Below are 17,935 nucleotides of genomic sequence, written 5' to 3' on the forward strand. Positions count from 1 at the left end.
GGCGTAGGCTCGAGTCCATGACGATCGACCTCGACGCCCTGTACATCGATCTGCACCGCCACCCCGAGCTGTCGTTCCGCGAGACGCGCACGGCCGGCGTGATCGCCGCGAAGCTCACCGAGCTCGGCATCGAGTTCGAAGAGGGCATCGGCAAGACCGGCGTCGCCGCGATCATCCGCTCGGGCGAGGGCCCCGTCGTGTGGCTGCGCGCCGACACCGACGGCCTGCCCGTGGAGGAGCGCACCGGCCTGCCCTACGCCAGCACCGCGCGCGGCATCGACCCCGCCGGCGCCGACGTCCCCGTCATGCACGCGTGCGGGCACGACATGCACGTCGCCGCGATGATCGGCGCGCTCGAGCAGCTGCATGCCACCCGCGGCGAGTGGAAGGGCACGATCGTCGCGGTCTTCCAGCCCGCCGAGGAGTACGGCGCCGGCGCGCAGGCGATGATCGCCGACGGCGTGCTCGAGCGCTACCCGAAGCCGGACGTCGTCCTCGGCCAGCACGTCACGCCGCTGCCGGCGGGAACGATCGGCGTCCGAAGCGGCACGCAGATGGCCGCCTCCGACGGACTGCGGGTGGTGCTGCACGGCCGCGGCGGCCACGGCTCGCGCCCCCACTCCACCATCGACCCGGTCGTGATGGCCGCCGCCACCGTGATGCGCCTGCAGACGATCGTCTCGCGCGAGGTCGACCCCCGCGATGTGGCCGTCGTCACCGTCGGTTCCATCCACGCGGGACTGAAGAACAACATCATCCCCGCCGAGGCGGTGCTCGAACTGAGCCTTCGCTACCCCGACGACGAGGCACGCGGACGGGTGATGCAGAAGGTCGAGCGGATCGTGCGGGCAGAGGCCGCGGCATCCGGAGCAGAGGCCGAGCCGGTCATCACCGTCGACCACTCGCTGCCGCCGACGATCAACGACGTCGAGGCGACCGACCGCCTGCGCGCCGCCTTCTCGCGCCACTTCGGCGAGGACGCCGTCGTCGACCCGGGCATGTTCACCGGCAGCGAGGACGTCTCGTGGTTCGCGCGCGAGTCCGGCGCCCCGCTGGTGTACTGGTTCTGGGGCGGCATCGACCCGCACCTGTACGCCGAGGCGCAGCGGGGCGGCACCATCGAGCGCGACGTCCCCACCAACCACTCCCCCTTCTTCGCGCCGGTGCTGCAGCCGACCCTCGACAACGGCGTGCAGAACATCGTCGTGGCCGCGCGAGAGTTCCTGGGCTGACCGTCACCCCGCCGCCGGTGGGCGAGACCCGGCGTAGCCTTGAGGGGTGACCCCCGTCTCCCCCGCCCCCGCGAACATCGACGCGCCCGAGCTCGATGCGGCCGCGCTGCGCGCGGACTTCCCCCTGCTCGGCCAGAGCGTCAACGGGCATCCGCTCGTCTACCTCGACTCCGCCGCCACCAGCCAGAAGCCGCAGGCCGTCATCGACGCCGAGGTCGCCTTCCTCACCCGCACCAACGCGGCCGTCCACCGCGGCGCGCACACGCTGGCCGCCGAGGCGACCGACGCCTTCGAGGACGCGCGAGAGACGGTCGCGGCCTTCGTCGGCGCGCAGCCCGAGCAGCTGGTGTGGACGAGCGGCGCGACGGCGGGCATCAACCTCGTCGCCTACGCCCTCGGCAACGCCTCGCACGGCCGGGGCGCGCCCGCCAGCTCGCCGTACGCGCTGCGCGCCGGCGACGAGATCGTCATCACCGAGTCCGAGCACCACGCCAACCTCATCCCGTGGCAGGAGCTCGCCGCCCGCACCGGCGCCGTGCTGCGCCACATCCCCGTCCACGACGACGGCACGCTCGACTTGGACACGGCCCGCGACCTCATCGGCGAGCGCACGCGCGTCGTCGCCTTCCCGCAAGTGTCGAACGTCCTCGGCATCGTCAACCCCGTCGCGACCCTCGTGACGATGGCGAAGGATGCCGGTGCGCTGAGCGTCATGGACGCGTGCCAGTCCGCGCCGCACCTGCCCCTCGACCTCGCCGCCCTCGGCGTCGACGTCGCGGTGTTCTCGGGGCACAAGATGCTCGGCCCGTACGCGATCGGCGGCCTGTACGGCCGGTCCGAGGTGCTCGAGGCGCTGCCGCCCTTCCTCACCGGCGGGTCGATGATCACCACCGTCACCCTCGACGAGGCCGACTACCTGCCGCCCCCGCAGAAGTTCGAGGCCGGCACGCAGCCGGTGTCGCAGGCCGTCGCTCTCGCCGAGGCGGTCCGCTACCTGGAGCGGGTCGGGATGCCGGCGGTGCACGCGCACGAGACGCGCCTCGAGGCCCGCATGCGCGAGGGGCTCCGCCGGATCCCCGGGATCCGCCTGCTGGGCGACGCCGAGGACGCCGAGCGCGTCGCGCTGTCCGCGTTCGAGGTCGAGGGCGTCCACGCCCACGACGCCGGCCAGTTCCTGGACTCCCGCGGCATCGCCGTCCGCGTCGGACACCACTGCGCACAGCCGCTGCACCGGCGCTTCGGCATGACCGCGTCGGTGCGCGCGAGCGCCGCCCTCTACAACACCCCCGATGACGTCGATGCGTTCCTGGACGCGGCCGCCGGCATCCGCTCGTTCTTCGGAGTTGCCTCGTGAGCCTCGAATCGCTGTACCAGGAGCTGATCCTCGACCACTCCAAGCGCCCGAAGGGCAAGGGGCTCGCCCCCGAAGAGGGGGCGACCGCCACCTCGCACCAGAAGAACCCGATCTGCGGCGACGAGATCACCCTGCGGGTGCGCGTGGACGGCGACCGCGTGCGCGACGTCACGTGGGAGGGCGCCGGCTGCTCGATCTCGCAGGCCTCGGCGTCGATGCTCGTGTCGCTGCTCGAAGAGGACGGCGGCGACGAGGGACTCACCCGCGCCGAGGTGGGCGCGCTGATCGACGGCTTCCGCGAGGCGCTGCGCTCGCGCGGCAAGATCCCGCTCGACGAAGAGACCTACGCCGACGCGGCCGCGCTTTCGGGGGTGTCGAAGTTCTCGGCCCGCGTGAAGTGCGCGATGCTGGCGTGGGTCGCGCTCGAGGACGCCCTGGCGCGCGCCTGACGTCGCGGGATTCGGTGCCGGCACGGGTATCTTGGGCGCCAGGTCGGTGAGGCGGGTCGAGTGGACGTCACGTGAGGTTCCGGCGCATGCGCGAGACTGACGCGCTCGTCGCGCTGTCGTGGCCCCGGCGCGTCGGCCGTGCGGTCGGCGACCTGATCCGGCGCTCGCCCGCGCGCGCGTCCGTGGCCGTCTTCGTCCTGGCGGCCCTGTTCTTCTCGGTGCTGCTGAGGCTGCCGATCGCGTCGGCCGACGGCCGCGCGGCGGCGTGGGAGGACGCGGTGTTCACCGCGGTGTCGGCGATCACGGTGACCGGGCTCACCACCCTCGACACTGCGCAGTCGTGGTCGCCGTTCGGGATGGTCGTCATCCTCGTCGCCATCGAGGTCGGCGGACTCGGCATCGTCACCCTCGCGCTGCTGCTGGCCCGCGCCGTCACCCGTCAGCTGGGACTGGGCGGCAGGGTCTTCGCCCAGCAGAACATCGGCGCGCCCGAACTCGGCGAGGTGCGCAGCCTGCTGCGGGTCGTCGTGCTCACGACCCTCACGATCCAGGGCGTGCTCATGGTGCTGCTCGCGCCGTCGTTCATCGTGCTCGAGGGGTGGGGTCCGGGCCTGTGGCACGGCCTGTTCTACGCCGTGTCGTCCTTCAACAACGCCGGTTTCGTCAGCCACGTCGGCGGGCTCACCCTCTTCGACGGGAACCTGTGGATCCTCGTCCCGATCATGGTCGGCGTGTTCGTCGGCAGCTTCGGGTTCCCGGTCTTCCTGACCCTGATCAACGCGCGATGGCACGCCTCGCGGTGGACCCTGCACACCAAGCTCACCCTGCTGACCACGACACTGCTGCTGATCGTCGGCGCGTTCGCGTGGACCCTCTTCGAATGGTCGAACCCCGCCACGATCGGCGACATGACCCCCGCCGAGAAGATCTTCCACGGCCTGTTCGCCTCGACCATGATGCGCTCGGGCGGGTTCAACATCACCGACACCGCCGCCTCGACCTCGACGACCCTGCTCGCCAGCGACGCCCTGATGTTCGTCGGCGGCGGCTCGGCCTCGACGGCCGGCGGCATCAAGGTGACCACGCTCGCGGTGCTGTTCCTCGCGATCGTCGCCGAGGCGCGCGGCACGCGCGACATCACCGCCGCCTCGCGCACGATCCCCAACGGCCTGCTGCGCGTGGCCATCAGCGTCACCTTCCTCGGCGCGACCCTGGTCCTCGGCGCCACCACCCTCATCACCCTCGTCAGCGACGCCCCGCTGGACCGCATCCTGTTCGAGGTGATCTCGGCCTTCGCCACGTGCGGGCTGTCCGTGGGCCTGTCGGCCGAACTCGACCCCTTCGGCAAGTACGTGCTCTCGGTCCTCATGCTCGCCGGACGCATCGGCCCCATCGGTCTCGCCGCCGCCCTCGCGGTGCGCCAGCGCCAGACGCTGTTCACGCTGCCCAACGAGCGTCCGATCGTGGGCTAGCACCGGCATCCGGGGTCTTTTCGGGGTCTGCTGGAGGTCTCCTCCGCCCGACGTCGCGCAGCGGCATCCGGGGGTCGTCTTCGGGATCTCCTCGGCCCGGCGTCGGGCAGCGGAGGAGTGTCGGCGACGGGCGGACCGAATCCGCTGGATCCGTACTCCCCTGGGCGACATCCCCTCCCGTCGCCGACGGCGAGCGGAGGACGGGCCTCAGCCGAGGCCGGCGCGCTCGTCCGAGCCGGGAGCGGACCCCGAGACCGGCCGGCGCGACAGCCCCACCGAGCCGGCGGAGGGGTCGCGCGAGAGGGCCGCGGCCACGGCGACCGACTCGTCGACGTCGGGATACTGCGGGCGCAGGCGCACGGCCTGGCGGCGCTTGTGCTCGCGCTTGGCCTTGCGCGAGGAGTACAGCAGGTTGAGCGACTCGACGAAGATGGCGAACGCCATGGGGCCGTAGATGAAGGCCTTCTCGATGTGGAAGCCGAAGCCCTCGGCCACCAGGAACGCCCCGATCAGCAGCAGGAACGCCAGCGCCAGCATCTTCACCGTCGGGTGGTTGTTGACGAACGCGAAGATGAAGCGCGCCGCGAAGAGCATGATGCCGAACGACAGCACGACGACCGTGATGATGACGACCAGGTTGTCGGTCATGCCGACGGCGGTGATGACCGAGTCCAGCGAGAACACCAGGTCGAGCACGAGGATCTGCGCGATCACCGACCCGAACGTGATGGCCTTGCCGCCGCCGGTGCCGTGCTCCTCTTCGGCGCCCTCGAGCTTGTGGTGGATCTCGGTGGTCGCCTTGTAGATCAGGAAGAGGCCACCCGCGATGAGGATGAAGTCCTTCCACGAGAAGCCCAGGCCGAACAGCTCGACCACGTCCTCTTTCAGCGTGATGATCCAGCCGGCGAACAGCACCAGCAGCACGCGCATGAGCATCGCGAGCGTGAGGCCGAGGTTGCGGGCCTTCGCCTGCTGCTCCTTCGGCAGCTTCGAGGCGAGGATCGAGATGAAGATGACGTTGTCGACGCCGAGGACCACCTCGAGGACGAAGAGCGTGAGGAAGACCGCGATCAGGTCGGGCGTGAAGGCGAAGGAGAAGTCCACGCGCCCATCGTAGGCGCGTGTAGGCGGCATCCGTCGTCATGCAGAGCCACACCGACCGATGCCGCGCCCTCAGGCCGCGACGAGCGTGCGCTCCAGGCGGGCGTAGCTGGCCTCCATGCCCTCGGTCATGCCGGTGGCGAGCACCATGTCGCGCGTGGCCTTGTCGGGGTATTCGATGACCAGGGTGATGAGGGTCGCGCCGTCCTCTTCTTCGAGCGTCAGGTCATTGAGCGTCGAGGGGAAGTCGGTGCCGGTCATGTGCTCGGTGGTCACGGAGCGCCGGGGCGCGTCGATGAGCAGCGTCTCGCCGTCGAACCCGAACGCCTCGCCCTCGGTGTCGCCGACCGGCTCCCACGCGTAGCGGTAGCGGCCGCCGACGACGGGGGCGACCTCGCACGCCGACATCCGCCAGCCGTCGGGTCCGAGCAGCCACTGCTGCAGCAGCTCGGGCTCGTGGTGCGCGCGCCACACGAGGTCGCGCGTTCCCTCGATGAGCCGCGTGATGCGCACGTGGGTGTCGTCGAGCAGCTCGGTCTGCGTGCCCTTGCCGGCGGCGTATGCGCGCAGCCCGGCGAGCACCTTGTCGAGCTGGTTCATCGCGAGCGTCGAGCCCTCGACGGCGCCCATCGCCACGACCTGCTCGAGCGCCTCGGCGGAGTCGAAGTAGGTGGTGTTGCGCAGCCGCGCACCGGTCTCGGTGGGCTCGAAGACGAACACCATGCGCGAGGTGGGCAGGTCGGCGACGACCTCACCGGCGGCGTTCGCGAACGAGTCGAGCGCGGTGAACGAGCGCGGCCCGTCGATCTCGAGGAACTCCCACACGCCGTGGAACTCCTCGCCCTTCGGGCTCGTCATCCGGTACCGCGCGCGTCCGCCGACGGTCAGGTCGAACTCGGTGAAGGTCGCGGGGTACCCGGGGGGTCCCCAGAACCGCTCGAGCTGACGCGGGTCGGTGAAGGCCTCCCACAGGCGATCGACGGATGCCGCGACCTCGGCGGTCAGCGTCATGGTGAGGTTCTCGGGGTCGGTGGTGACGTCGGTGACAGGCATGTCACTCTCCTTGCTCAGGGGTCGGTGTCGGCGTGGGGCCGGGGGAGGCGTCCTCGGACAGCAGGGCGTCGAGGCGGTCGATGCGGGCTCGCCACAGGTCTTCGAAGCGGGCGAGCAGCGCCCGGGCGCGCGCGATCATCGCGGGGTCGGCGCGGACGAGCCGCTCGCGTCCCTCGGCGCGCTTGATGATGAGGCCGGCGGCTTCGAGCACCGCCACGTGCTTCTGCACCGCGGCGAACGACATGTCGTAGTCGCGAGCGAGCGCCGATACGGAGTGCTCGCCCTCGATCGTTCGCCGCAGGATGTCCCGCCGCGTAAATGCGGCGAGCGCGTGGAACACGCGGTCGATCTGTTCATCGCTGAGCCTCGTTTGTACAACCATTTGGTTGCACGTTACGCCGGCGACCGGCATCCGTCAAGAGGACCTCTGTCGGGAAGAAGTGCAGGCATCCTAGCCACGAACCTGGCTAGAATGCGCTTGTGGCCGAGTACAACATCCTCGAGGCGCGCAACAATCTGTCGCGCATCATCGCCGCCGTCGAATCGGGTGCCGAAGAAGCGGTGATCATGCGGCGCGGCAGACCGGTGGCGCGGATCGTCCCGATCGATCGCGACCGCCGCGTGTCGTCGGGCAAGGACATCGTCGACTGGCTGGCGGCTCATCCGCTGCCCACGGGGAACCGTCGGACGACCGACGAGATCGAGGCCGGCATCCGCGAGCTCCGCGAGGCCGGGGGGTGATCTACCTCGACTCCTGCATCGTCATCTATGCCACCGAGGACGACGGCGTTCTCGGCCGGCGTGCGCGGCGAGCACTCGCGGCGGCCGGCGAGAGGCTCGCGATCAGTGCACTCGTGGTCCACGAGACCCTCGTGGCCCCGCTTCGACGCGAGGACAAGGCGCTGCTCGACAGGTACGCGACGTGGTTCGAGGCCTGCACCCGCGTCGACATCGATCTCGATGCCTATCTGCGCGCGGCCGAGCTGCGCGCGGCGAACCCGGGGCTGCGGACGGTGGACGCCCTGCACCTGGCCGCCGCCGAACTCGCGGAATGCACAGCGCTGTGGACGAACGACCGTCGCCTCGCCGCGGCATCCGGCACCTTCGCCGTCGATGTGATCGGCCGCCAGCCGTGACGGAAAGACCCGCCCGTAACGCCGATCCGTCGCGCAACTAGACTGAGGGCGTCCGGCGCCCGCGATTTTCTGGAGCTCAGCCGCATGACCACTTCCCCCGACCAGTCCGCGCGCCCCGCCGCCGACACCGTCGAGAACGCCGCAGCCACCCCCGACAAGGAGCAGCCGTACGGCGCTCTCGGGCTCAAGCCCGAGGAGTACGACGAGATCCGCACGATCCTCGGCCGCCGCCCCACCAGCGGCGAGCTGGCGATGTACTCGGTGATGTGGAGCGAGCACTGCTCCTACAAGTCCTCGAAGATCTACCTGCGCCAGTTCGGGCAGAAGGTCTCGGCCGAGATGAAGGAACGGCTCATGGTCGGCATGGGCCAGAACGCCGGCGTCGTCGACATCGGCGAGGGCTGGGCGGTGACCTTCAAGGTCGAGTCGCACAACCACCCCAGCTACATCGAGCCCTTCCAGGGCGCCGCGACCGGCGTCGGCGGCATCGTCCGCGACATCATCTCGATGGGCGCCCGCCCGGTCGCCGTCATGGACCAGCTGCGCTTCGGCGCCATCGACAACCCCGACACCGCGCGCGTGGTCCACGGCGTGGTGAGCGGCATCTCGTTCTACGGCAACTGCCTGGGCCTGCCCAATATCGGCGGCGAGACCGTGTTCGACGCGGTCTACCAGGGCAATCCGCTGGTCAACGCCCTCGCGGTCGGCGTCCTGCGCCACGAGGACCTCAAGCTCGCCAACGCCTCGGGCGCGGGCAACAAGGTCGTGCTCTTCGGCGCCCGCACCGGCGGCGACGGAATCGGCGGCGCGTCGATCCTGGCCTCGGACACCTTCGCCGACGGCGGCCCGACCAAGCGCCCCGCCGTGCAGGTGGGCGACCCGTTCGCCGAGAAGGTGCTCATCGAGTGCTGCCTGGAGCTCTACCGCGGCGAGCTCGTCGAGGCGATCCAGGACCTCGGTGCCGCCGGCATCTCGTGCGCGACGAGCGAGCTGGCCGCCAACGGCGGGTCGGGCATGCGCGTCGACCTCGAGAACGTGCTGCTGCGCGACCCGTCGCTCACGCCCGAAGAGATCCTGATGAGCGAGAGCCAGGAGCGCATGATGGCGATCGTCGCGCCCGAGAAGCTCGACGCGTTCCTCGCCGTCACCGCCAAGTGGGACGTCGAGACGAGCGTCCTCGGCGAGGTCACCGGCGACGGCCGCCTGCAGATCTTCTGGCACGGCGAAGAGATCGTCAACGTCGACCCGGCCACGGTCGCCGTCGACGGCCCGGTCTACGAGCGGCCCGTCGCCTACCCCACGTGGATCGACGCGCTGCGCGAGAACACCGCCGCCTCGCTCCCCCGCCCCGAGGGCGGCGAGGCGCTGCGCGAGCAGTTCCTGACGCTCGTGGCCAGCCCCAACCTCGCCGACACGTCGTGGATCACCAACCAGTACGACTTCTACGTGATGGGCAACACCGCCCTGTCGTTCCCCGACGATGCGGGCATGATCCGCGTCGACGAGGAGTCGGGCCTGGGCTTCGCGATCGCCACCGACTGCAACGGCCGCTACTGCCAGCTCGACCCGTACGCCGGCGCGCAGCTGGCCCTGGCCGAGGCCTACCGCAACGTCGCCGTGACCGGCGCCGTCCCCACCGCCGTCACCGACTGCCTCAACTTCGGCAGCCCCGAGAACCCCGAGGTCATGTGGCAGTTCTCGCAGGCCGTCGAGGGCCTGTCCGACGGCTGCCTCGAGATCGGCGTGCCGGTCACCGGCGGCAACGTCTCGTTCTACAACCAGACCGGGGACCAGCCGATCTTCCCGACGCCGGTCGTCGGCATCCTGGGCATCATCGACGACGTCGCCCGCCGCATCCCGTCGGGGTGGCAGGACGCCGGCGAGAACATCTACCTGCTCGGCACGACCGCCGAAGAACTCGACGGCTCCCAGTGGGCCGGCACCATCCACGGCCACCTGGGCGGCCGTCCGCCGGCGGTCGACCTCGCCGGTGAGAAGCGCCTGGCCGAGCTGCTGCACGCCGCCGGCCAGCAGGCGCTCGTCTCGAGCGCGCACGACCTGTCGGCGGGAGGGCTCGCGCAGTCTCTCGCCGAGGCCGTCATGCGCTTCGGCGTCGGCGCGCGCGTGTGGCTCGACGAGCTCATGGAGCGCGACGGGGTGGATGCCGCGACCGCGCTGTTCTCGGAGTCGACGGGCCGCGTCATCGTCAGCGTGCCGCGCGAGGACGACGTGAAGTTCCGCGGCCTGTGCGAGGGCCGGGGCTACCCGGTGCTGCGGATCGGCGTGACCGACGCCGCCGAGGGCGAGCCGTCCGTGCTCGAGGTGCAGGGACTGTTCACCGTCCCCGTCGCCGAACTGCGCGAGCGCTCGACGGCGACGCTGCCGGCCGTGTTCGGACCGACGATCACCGAACCCGCCGCCGCCCCCGCCGTCTGATCCGCCGCGCGACGCCCCGCCTACACTGGAGCCCATGAGCGACGACGACGACTACGCCGTGTACAGCGACGCCCGCCAGCGGCGGATGAAGATCGTCGCGTGGGTGGTCATCGTCTCGCTCATCCTCGTCGGCGGGGGCGCGACGGTGGTGGCGCTGCTGTTCGGCTGACCTGCCGGGCGGTCCGCGCACCGGGTTAGCATGGCCGGGTGGACCTCTGGTTCGAGCTGCTCGCCGCCTGGGGATGGGTCCTGCCCGCCGGTGCGGGCCTGACCGCGGCGGGCTACGGCGCCGTCACGGCGCGCGGCCGCCGAGCCCGCCGGCTCGAGCTCGACGCGGCGCGGCACGAGGTCGTCGCCGCCCACTCCGAGCTGCTCACGGCCCGCGCCGAGGAGCGCACCGCGCGGGCGCGGCTGCAGACGGCGCAGGCCCTCCGCGGCAGCGGTGCCCCCGGCATCCCGTCCATCGACGACGCCCGCCGCGAGCTGCAGACCGCGCGACTGGCCCAGCGGGCGGCGGCGCTGACGCTGCGGGCCAAGCGCACCGGCGTGCGGGCCGCGCGCACCCGCATGCGCGCGGTCGTCGATGCCGCCCAGCTGCCGCTCGCGCGCCTGTTCGCCCGCCACGACGCCGTCACGGCGAGGTGGCTGGAGTACGAGACGGATGTGGCGAAGCTCATCGCCTTCCCGCAGATGAGCGACGCCCGGCATCCGTCGACGATCGCGTTCCTCTCGGCGCAGCAGGTCGCCCGGCAGCACCGGCCGGATTCCCCGCGCGCGCGGATCTCGCCGCAGCAATTCCTCTCGTACCGCGACGCCGTCGGCCGGCTCGAGGCCGCGTTCACCGTCGCCGAGCGTCACGCGTGGGATGCCGCGCGCAGCGCCGCGCCGCCGACGGCGTCACCGCCGGCCCAGTCACGGCCGCCCCAGTCACCGCCACCGCCCCAGTCACCGCCACCCGCGCAGACGACGGCGCCGGCACCGCCTCCCCGAGGGGTCTGGCCGGTGCCGGCGCGCACGTCGCGTCCGGGCGGGTGACTCAGTCCGCGATGATGGTCTCGAACGCGTCGGGGTTGGCCTCAAGCCACGCCTCGACGGCCTCGGCCTCGCGGCCCTCGCCGTACTCGTTGACGACCATGTCCTCGAGCGAGGCGTACTCCTCGTCGTCGAGCTGGATGCCGGCGACGAGCTCGGCGGCATCCGGGTAGCGCTCCGAGAAGTCGCCCGTGCCGAGGAAGTGCAGACCCTCGGGCTCGCCCATGGCGCCCTTGGGGTCCTCGAGGTCGCGCAGGCCGTAGGCGTCGTTCGCCCAGAACGGCCGCCACGAGGTCACCACGATGTCGTCCTCGGCGGCGATCGCCTTGTCGAGCTCGGTGAGCATCGCCGCGGTCGACGATGTGACCAGCTCGTACTCGCCGCCCAGGTCATAGGCGGGGATCATCGAGTCCTGCGTGACGCCGGTGAGGCCGGCGCCCGGCTCGATGCCGACGATCTTGCCGCCGAAGCGGTCGGCGTTGCCCTTGAGATCCTCGATGGACTCGATGTCGACGTAGTCGGGCACGGCGATGGTCAGCCGCGCGTTGTCGTAGTACGTCCCGAGGTCCTCGATGTCGTCGCCGTACTGGTCCATGTAGGACGCGTGGGTGAGCTCGGGCCACGCCGACGGGTACATGTCGACGTCGCCCTGCGCGAGACCGGTGTACAGCGGGCCGGCCTCGGTGAGCGTCTGCATCTCGACGGTGTAGCCGAGCTTCTCGAGCTGGTTCTCGATGAGGTACGCGGTGCTGAGGCCATCGGTCCACGACGGCAGGAAGCCGAGGGTGATGGGGCCCTTGTCGCCCGAGGCGGCCTCGGCGTCCGGGGCGGAGCCGCCCGAGGCGAGGTCGTTGCCCGAGGCGCAGCCGGCCAGGACGAGCGACGCGGTGGCGCCGAGGGCGAGGGTGGTGAGCAGGTGTCGGGTGTTCATGTGCTGCCTTCCGTATCTATCGGTGCGTTCCGTATGGGTGGGATGCCGGTGTCACGCGGCGGTGGTGAGCGACGCCCGCCGCGCGGCGGCGCGGCGACGCGCGATCAGCTGCCGCAGCGACGAGGGGTGCTGCGCAGGATCGCCCAGTGCCGCCGTCACGCGGTCGAGGAAGACCGCGAGGATGACGACGCTGAGGCCGGCCTCGAAGCCCTTCGCGAGGTTCACGGTCGAGATCGCCGCGACGACCTCCTTGCCCAGGCCGTCGGCGCCGACGATGCCGGCGACGACCGCCATCGACAGGGCCAGCATGATGACCTGGTTCACGCCGGCCATGATCGTGGGCATCGCCAGCGGCAGCTGGATGCCCCGCAGGATCTGACCCGGCTTCGCGCCGAAGGCGTGGCCGGCCTCGACCGTCTCGGAGTCCACACCGCGGATGCCGAGCTCGGTGAGGCGCACGCCAGGGGGCAGCGCGAAGATGACCGTCGAGACGACGCCGGGGACCACGCCGATGCTGAAGAAGAAGATCGCCGGGATGAGGTAGACGAAGGCCGGCATCGTCTGCATGAAGTCGAGCACGGGCTTGAGGACCGCGCGGACGGTGGCGTTGCGGGCCGACCAGATGCCGAGCGGGATCGAGATCGCCACCGCCAGCGCCGCGGCCACGAGGACGAGAGAGAGCGTCTGCAGCGCCGTGACCCACTGGTTCATCGCGACGATGAGCAGGAAGGACACCGCGGTGCCGATCGCGAGCTGCCACGAACGCACGAACCAGCCGATGAGAGCGGCGACGAGCACGACGACGGCGATCGGCGACCCCATCAGGACGCCCGTGAGCCCCTCGACCAGGAAGCGGACCACGAAGGCGATCAGGTCCAGCAGGCCATCGAGGTTGTCGCGGACCCAGTCGACCGCGTCGGCGACCCACTCGCCGACGGGGATGCGGATGCCGTTCACGCGGGCACCCCCTCATCCTCGCGCGGAGCGGAGCCGACCGCATCCGCCCCCTCGCTCAGCACTTCGTCGATCGCCGCCTGCGGCATCGGCTGGAGCGGGATCATGATCTCTTCGGTGGCGCCGGGGCCGGGGCCGAGCGCGGCCAGCAGCGTGATGCGCGGGATGACGCCCACAAGGCGACCGTCGGCGTCGGTGACCGCCAGCGGCAGCGGCGACTCCACGGCCGGGACGAACAGGTTCATGAGGACCTCGTCCTGGCCGACGGCCTGCGGCGCGGGCTTGAGGATCGAGGTGAGGGACGTGCCGCCCGCACGCACGAGCTTGACGGCGTCGCGGTCGGTGACGACTCCGAGCAGCCGGCGGTCGCGTCCGACGACGTACGTCGCCGACATGAAGGAGTCGCGCATCTGCTTGAGGGCCACGCGAGGACCGGCCGAGTCGGCGACGACCGGGCGCGGGCGCTCCATGACGTTGGCCGCGGTGAGCACGCGCGCGCGATCGACGTCCTGCACGAACTGCTCGACGTAGTCGTTGGCGGGGTCGGTCAGGATGTCCTCGGGGGTGCCGATCTGGACGATGCGGCCGTCGCGCATGACGGCGATCCGGTCGCCGAGGAACATGGCCTCGTTGAGGTCGTGGGTGATGAAGACGATGGTCTTCTGCAGCTTCTGCTGCAGCTCGAGCAGCTGCTCCTGCATCTCACGGCGGATGAGGGGGTCGAGAGCGCTGAACGCCTCGTCCATCAGCAGGATGTCGGTGTCGGCGGCGAGGGCGCGCGCGATCCCGACCCGCTGCTGCATGCCGCCCGAGAGCGCGGCCGGCAGCTTATCGCCCCAGCCCTCGAGCCCCACGAGCGCGAGGATCTCTTCGGCCTTCGCCAGGCGCTCGGCCTTGCCGACGCCGCGGAGCTCCAGCGGGTAGGCGACGTTGGCGGCGACGGTGCGGTGCGGCAGCAGCGCGAAGTGCTGGAACACCATCGACACCCGCTCGCGCCGGGTCTGGCGCAGCCGCGAGGGCGAGATGCCTGTGATCGGCTCGCCCTGCACGGTGATGTCACCCGACGTGGTGTCGTGCAGACCGTTGAGCATGCGGATGAGCGTGGACTTGCCCGATCCCGACAGCCCCATGATGACGAAGATCTCGCCCCGCTCCACGGTGAAGCTCGCATCGATGACGGCTGCGGTGCCGGCGTCGGCGACCTCGGTGCGGGTGCCGCCGGCCTTCAGCCGGCGCACGGCGTCCTTCGGGCTGCGCCCGAAGACCTTGTACAGATTGCGCGCTTGAAGCGCAGGGACGACGGTCATGTGTGCTCACCTCGGCAGCGCGGCAACCGCGCTCAGCATCGGTTACGCCCGGGTGGCGGTCATCGGCGCCGGACCCGCGCGGGTCGCGCGGCGGCACAGCCGACAGCGCGCATCGGGTGCGCTGTCCAGACCACCGACCATACGCTCGCGGCGCGGGGATCCCTCGGGGACCACGCACCCGCCGCAACCGCGGACTGGTCGTTCGGGCGCTTTCGCCCGCAGACGACCGTAGCGAGAAATCTCGCCGGGGAGCAAATCGATTCGCGCCCGCGGCGGGGCGGCTCAGCGCTCGTCGGCGGCGGCCGTGTGGTGGCGGATGACCTCGGCGACGACGAAGTTGAACCACTTCTCGGCGAACGCGGGATCCAGATCCGCGTCCTCGGCCAGGCGCCGCAGTCGCGCGATCTGCTGCTCCTCGCGGACGGGATCGGACGGCGCGAGGCCGTGCTCGGCCTTCAGCCTGCCGACCTGCTTCGTGCACTTGAATCGCTCGGCCAGCAGGTACACCAGCGCGGCGTCGACGTTGTCGATGCTGCTGCGCAGCCGGCGCAGCGTCGCGAGGGTCTCGTCGGCGTCCGCCGACGACTCGGGCTGCGATGCGGTCTCGGTCATGGCGTCCTCCACGCCGACGACGATACCGCGCCGGGGCCCCCGCACCCCACGCGCGCGGCCCTAGAGTGTGCTCCATGACCGACGGCTCGCCCCCGCCACCTGTTGCCGCCGCACCGACACCCGCCGCACGGCACGGCGCGAGGTTCGTCTGGACCGGACTGTCCCAGCCGTTCGGCGTCGGGTTCACCGTCACGCTCGGCGCCCTCGCCGCGCTGGTGCTCGGCTTCGCGCTCAGCAGCCTGTCGACGGTCCTCATCTACATCTTCTTCGCCCTGTTCGCCGCCCTCGGCCTGGACCCGGTCGTGCGCCTGCTCGAGCGTCGCGGCATGGCGCGCACGTGGGCGATCGTGACCGTCTTCGCCGGGTTCGCCGTCGTGCTCGTCGGCGCGGTCCTGCTCGTGGTCCCGACGGTCGTCCGCCAGGTTGCGGGCTTCATCGACGACCTGCCGCAGACCATCTCGTCGTTCATGCGCACGGACCTCTTCCTGGGGCTCGAGAGCACGTTCGGCGACAGTGTGGGCACGATCCTCGACGACGTCCAGGCGTTCCTGACGGATCCGGCGAACATCGCCGCGATCGGCGGCGGCGTCCTGCAGGTGGGCGTCGGCATCGCCACCGGCATCTCGAGCGTGGTCATCGTCATCGTGCTGACGCTGTACTTCATCGCGACGCTGCCGTCGATGAAGCAGTCGCTCTACCGTCTGTCCCCCGCGCGCAGCCGGGCCATGCTCGCGGACATGACGGAGCAGATCACCGACTCCATCGGCGGCTACCTGATGGGGATGGTGCTGCTGGCCTTCTTCAACGCCCTGTTCACCCTCGTGCTGCAGCTGATCCTCGGCCTGCCCTTCCCCGCGCTGATGGCGGTCACGGCGTTCCTCATCACGATCATCCCGCTGGTCGGCCCGGTGCTGTTCTGGATCATCGGCTCGACGTTCGCGCTGTTCGTCGATCCGCTGTCTGCGCTGATCTTCGCCGTGGCCTACCTCGGCTACATGCAGATCGAGGCATACGTGTTCACTCCTCGCGTGATGAACCGCGCGGTGTCGGTCCCCGGGTCGCTCGTGGTCATCGGCGCCCTGGTCGGCGGCACGCTGCTGGGCCTGCTGGGCGCCCTCGTCGCCATCCCCGTGACCGCCTCGATCCTGCTGATCATCCGGCAGGTCGTGATCCCCCGTCAGGACGCCAAGGTCTGAGCGGGCTCCGGGTGCTCGCGCCGGAGCAGCCGCAGCATGGTGACGCCCGTCACCGCGGCCATGGCCGCGGCCATCAGCAGGCCGGCGACGAGTCCGATCGCGATCGTCCAGCCGACCACCTGGCCCTCGTGCCACAGCGGCGTGGCCACCGCGAAGAAGACGCCGAGCCCTGCCAGCCAGCTGAGCGCGGTGCCGGCGATCCACCACCCCGCGCGGCGGATCCGGCGGCGCAGCTCCAGCCACTGCGCGGCGCCGATCGAGAGCAGCAAGGCGATCCCCACCGGGCCGAGGGCGAGAACCTGCAGCGCGGGCGGCCACGTCGTCCACCACTCCGAAGTGGACGAGGGCAGCATCCCGAGGGCGTAGGCGACGACAGCGGCCACCGCGGTGAGCACGATCCACCGCGCGCGCGACAGCGCCGGCAGCACGGGATGGAGGACCGATGCCTGTGCGGCGCCCAGCACCGCCCCCTCGAGCGCGCCGGCGGCCAGCAGCGCCGGGACGAGCCACGGGCGGTCCTGCCCGAGCACCCCGATCGTCGCCGGCACGGCGAAGCCGAGGGTCTCGGCCGCCGCCACGACGAGGATCCACCGCGACAGGAATCCGCGAGGCGCCGGGTTCGTCATGCGCGGCCTCAGGCGAGCGGCACGAGGCAGGTGGGCGAGGGCGCCGACGTGCGCGAGCGCACCCGGCCGGGCACGCCGGTGCGGGGGTCCAGGGTCATCGACACGACGTCGTCCGAGCGCTGCCCCGCCACCAGCAGCGTGTCCCGGATGACGAGGTGGTGGCGCGGCCAGTCGACACCGGCCTCGACGAGAGCGACGGGATGCAGCTGCGACCCGTCGCCGCGCACGCGCACCGCCGCGAGCGTGTTGCTGCCGCGCAGTCCTGCGTACAGCGTCTCGCCGTCCCGCGACACCGCGAGCTCGGCGCCGGTGTCGCCGGGCATCGCTCCGAGCGGAAGACCGGCGACGATCCGCCAGCGGCCGGTCCGCTCGGGAGCGAGCGCGAACACCTCGCCCGAGAGCTCGGTGACGACGTAGAGGTGACCGCTCGGGTGCCACACCATGTGGCGCGGGCCGCTCCCCGCCGGCAGCGCGACGCTCTGATGCGGGGTCAGGCCGGCGGCATCCGTACGCCACAGCCGGACCGCATCGTGGCCCAGGTCGGTCGTCGCGACCAGGCCGCGGTCCAGGAACCGCGCCTGGTGCGCCCGCGACGGGCGCGGTTCGCCGAAGGATGCCGCCGGGTGCGGGTCCTCAGAGGTCGGTGCGACCGACGGCTGCGACAGGGTGCCGTCGGCGGCGAGCGCGATGCGGACCACACGACCGTCGCCCCAGCACGCCGCGAGGAGCGAACGACCGTCGGGGGCCACGGCGACGTGGCACACCGCCTCGCCCGCGGGGACCGGGGCGCCGAGGGGCTCGTACGCCTCCTCGCCGGTCCGGCGGAAGGCCTGCACCTCGCCCCGCTTCTCGAGCGCGGCGTAGACGACGTCGAGGGCCGGATGCCGGGTGATCCACGACGGCGATGCGGCAGCGGCCAGCGTCCCGGCGTAGGCGAGGGTTCCGCCGGCGGACGGCTCGTCCGCCGCGCCGGCCCGCAGTGCGCCGATGCCCTCGGCATGCCCGTCCATGTCGGCGGAGTAGCCGCCCACGAGCAGGCGCACG

At 71.4% G+C, this 17,935-nt stretch carries 19 protein-coding genes; 10 read left to right on the forward strand and 9 right to left on the reverse strand.

Annotated elements, in window-relative coordinates:
- The first annotated feature begins 17 nt into the window (after positions 1–17).
- From ACYVF4_RS07025 to ACYVF4_RS07040, 4 genes are all read left to right on the forward strand, one after another.
- A complete protein-coding gene (locus ACYVF4_RS07025) occupies positions 18–1,232 on the forward strand; it encodes an amidohydrolase (protein ID WP_460721159.1) in 1,215 nt (404 codons plus the stop codon).
- Positions 1,233–1,278: 46 nt separating this feature from the next.
- On the forward strand, positions 1,279–2,586 hold the full coding sequence (locus tag ACYVF4_RS07030) for a SufS family cysteine desulfurase (protein ID WP_460721161.1): 1,308 nt from the start codon (positions 1,279–1,281) through the stop codon (positions 2,584–2,586).
- The gene (gene sufU, locus ACYVF4_RS07035) at positions 2,583–3,035 is read left to right on the forward strand and encodes a Fe-S cluster assembly sulfur transfer protein SufU (RefSeq protein ID WP_460721163.1); all 453 of its coding nucleotides are present in this window, start codon (positions 2,583–2,585) and stop codon (positions 3,033–3,035) included. Before ACYVF4_RS07030 ends, sufU begins: the two co-directional genes overlap by 4 nt.
- Positions 3,036–3,121: 86 nt before the next feature.
- On the forward strand, positions 3,122–4,507 hold the full coding sequence (locus tag ACYVF4_RS07040) for a TrkH family potassium uptake protein (RefSeq protein WP_460721165.1): 1,386 nt from the start codon (positions 3,122–3,124) through the stop codon (positions 4,505–4,507).
- A 207-nt stretch (positions 4,508–4,714) separates the two neighbouring features.
- On the opposite strand, the gene ACYVF4_RS07045 is transcribed toward ACYVF4_RS07040, so the two are convergent.
- The 3 genes from ACYVF4_RS07045 to ACYVF4_RS07055 form a co-directional block, all read right to left on the reverse strand.
- On the reverse strand, positions 4,715–5,611 hold the full coding sequence (locus tag ACYVF4_RS07045) for a TerC family protein (protein WP_460721167.1): 897 nt from the start codon (positions 5,609–5,611) through the stop codon (positions 4,715–4,717).
- A gap of 69 nt (positions 5,612–5,680) precedes the next feature.
- Complete coding sequence (locus ACYVF4_RS07050) at positions 5,681–6,661, reverse strand: SRPBCC family protein (protein WP_460721168.1); 981 nt, start codon at positions 6,659–6,661, stop codon at positions 5,681–5,683.
- 1 nt (position 6,662) lies between these two features.
- On the reverse strand, positions 6,663–7,043 hold the full coding sequence (locus ACYVF4_RS07055) for an ArsR/SmtB family transcription factor (RefSeq protein ID WP_460721170.1): 381 nt from the start codon (positions 7,041–7,043) through the stop codon (positions 6,663–6,665).
- 98 nt (positions 7,044–7,141) lie between these two features.
- On the opposite strand from ACYVF4_RS07055, the gene ACYVF4_RS07060 reads away from it, so the two are divergent.
- The 5 genes from ACYVF4_RS07060 to ACYVF4_RS07080 all read left to right on the forward strand — a co-directional run bounded on the left by ACYVF4_RS07060 (position 7,142) and on the right by ACYVF4_RS07080 (position 11,268).
- Complete coding sequence (locus ACYVF4_RS07060; RefSeq protein ID WP_460721172.1) at positions 7,142–7,402, forward strand: type II toxin-antitoxin system Phd/YefM family antitoxin; 261 nt, start codon at positions 7,142–7,144, stop codon at positions 7,400–7,402.
- A complete protein-coding gene (locus ACYVF4_RS07065; RefSeq protein ID WP_460721174.1) occupies positions 7,399–7,797 on the forward strand; it encodes a type II toxin-antitoxin system VapC family toxin in 399 nt (132 codons plus the stop codon). Before ACYVF4_RS07060 ends, ACYVF4_RS07065 begins: the two co-directional genes overlap by 4 nt.
- Positions 7,798–7,881: 84 nt before the next feature.
- A complete protein-coding gene (purL, locus tag ACYVF4_RS07070) occupies positions 7,882–10,233 on the forward strand; it encodes a phosphoribosylformylglycinamidine synthase subunit PurL (RefSeq protein ID WP_460721176.1) in 2,352 nt (783 codons plus the stop codon).
- Positions 10,234–10,267: 34 nt separating this feature from the next.
- Positions 10,268–10,402: a hypothetical protein gene (locus tag ACYVF4_RS07075; protein ID WP_460721178.1), complete on the forward strand. Its 135-nt coding sequence runs from the start codon at positions 10,268–10,270 to the stop codon at positions 10,400–10,402.
- Positions 10,403–10,440: 38 nt separating this feature from the next.
- Positions 10,441–11,268 (forward strand): hypothetical protein, encoded by an 828-nt coding sequence (locus tag ACYVF4_RS07080; protein WP_460721179.1) that lies wholly within the window; start codon positions 10,441–10,443, stop codon positions 11,266–11,268.
- A gap of 1 nt (position 11,269) precedes the next feature.
- Here ACYVF4_RS07080 and ACYVF4_RS07085 read toward each other — a convergent pair whose 3' ends face one another.
- The 4 genes from ACYVF4_RS07085 to ACYVF4_RS07100 form a co-directional block, all read right to left on the reverse strand.
- Positions 11,270–12,196 carry a glycine betaine ABC transporter substrate-binding protein gene (locus tag ACYVF4_RS07085; RefSeq protein ID WP_460721181.1) on the reverse strand — a complete coding sequence of 309 codons (927 nt, stop codon included), beginning with the start codon at positions 12,194–12,196 and terminating at the stop codon, positions 11,270–11,272.
- 51 nt (positions 12,197–12,247) lie between these two features.
- A complete protein-coding gene (locus ACYVF4_RS07090; RefSeq protein ID WP_460721183.1) occupies positions 12,248–13,153 on the reverse strand; it encodes an ABC transporter permease in 906 nt (301 codons plus the stop codon).
- Positions 13,150–14,457 carry a quaternary amine ABC transporter ATP-binding protein gene (locus tag ACYVF4_RS07095; protein ID WP_460721185.1) on the reverse strand — a complete coding sequence of 436 codons (1,308 nt, stop codon included), beginning with the start codon at positions 14,455–14,457 and terminating at the stop codon, positions 13,150–13,152. The genes ACYVF4_RS07090 and ACYVF4_RS07095 overlap by 4 nt, the downstream gene beginning before the upstream one ends.
- A gap of 282 nt (positions 14,458–14,739) precedes the next feature.
- Positions 14,740–15,069 (reverse strand): chorismate mutase, encoded by a 330-nt coding sequence (locus tag ACYVF4_RS07100; RefSeq protein ID WP_460721187.1) that lies wholly within the window; start codon positions 15,067–15,069, stop codon positions 14,740–14,742.
- A 74-nt stretch (positions 15,070–15,143) separates the two neighbouring features.
- Here ACYVF4_RS07100 and ACYVF4_RS07105 point away from each other — a divergent pair, with 74 nt between their 5' ends.
- On the forward strand, positions 15,144–16,265 hold the full coding sequence (locus tag ACYVF4_RS07105) for an AI-2E family transporter (RefSeq protein ID WP_460721189.1): 1,122 nt from the start codon (positions 15,144–15,146) through the stop codon (positions 16,263–16,265).
- On the opposite strand, the gene ACYVF4_RS07110 is transcribed toward ACYVF4_RS07105, so the two are convergent.
- Positions 16,247–16,891, reverse strand: a complete 645-nt coding sequence (locus ACYVF4_RS07110) for a hypothetical protein (protein ID WP_460721191.1) — start codon at positions 16,889–16,891, stop codon at positions 16,247–16,249. The genes ACYVF4_RS07105 and ACYVF4_RS07110 overlap by 19 nt on opposite strands.
- 8 nt (positions 16,892–16,899) lie before the next feature.
- On the reverse strand, positions 16,900–17,934 hold the full coding sequence (locus tag ACYVF4_RS07115; RefSeq protein ID WP_460721193.1) for a lactonase family protein: 1,035 nt from the start codon (positions 17,932–17,934) through the stop codon (positions 16,900–16,902).
- Position 17,935: the final 1 nt, after the last annotated feature.

The organism is Microbacterium aureliae, from assembly GCF_054780155.1.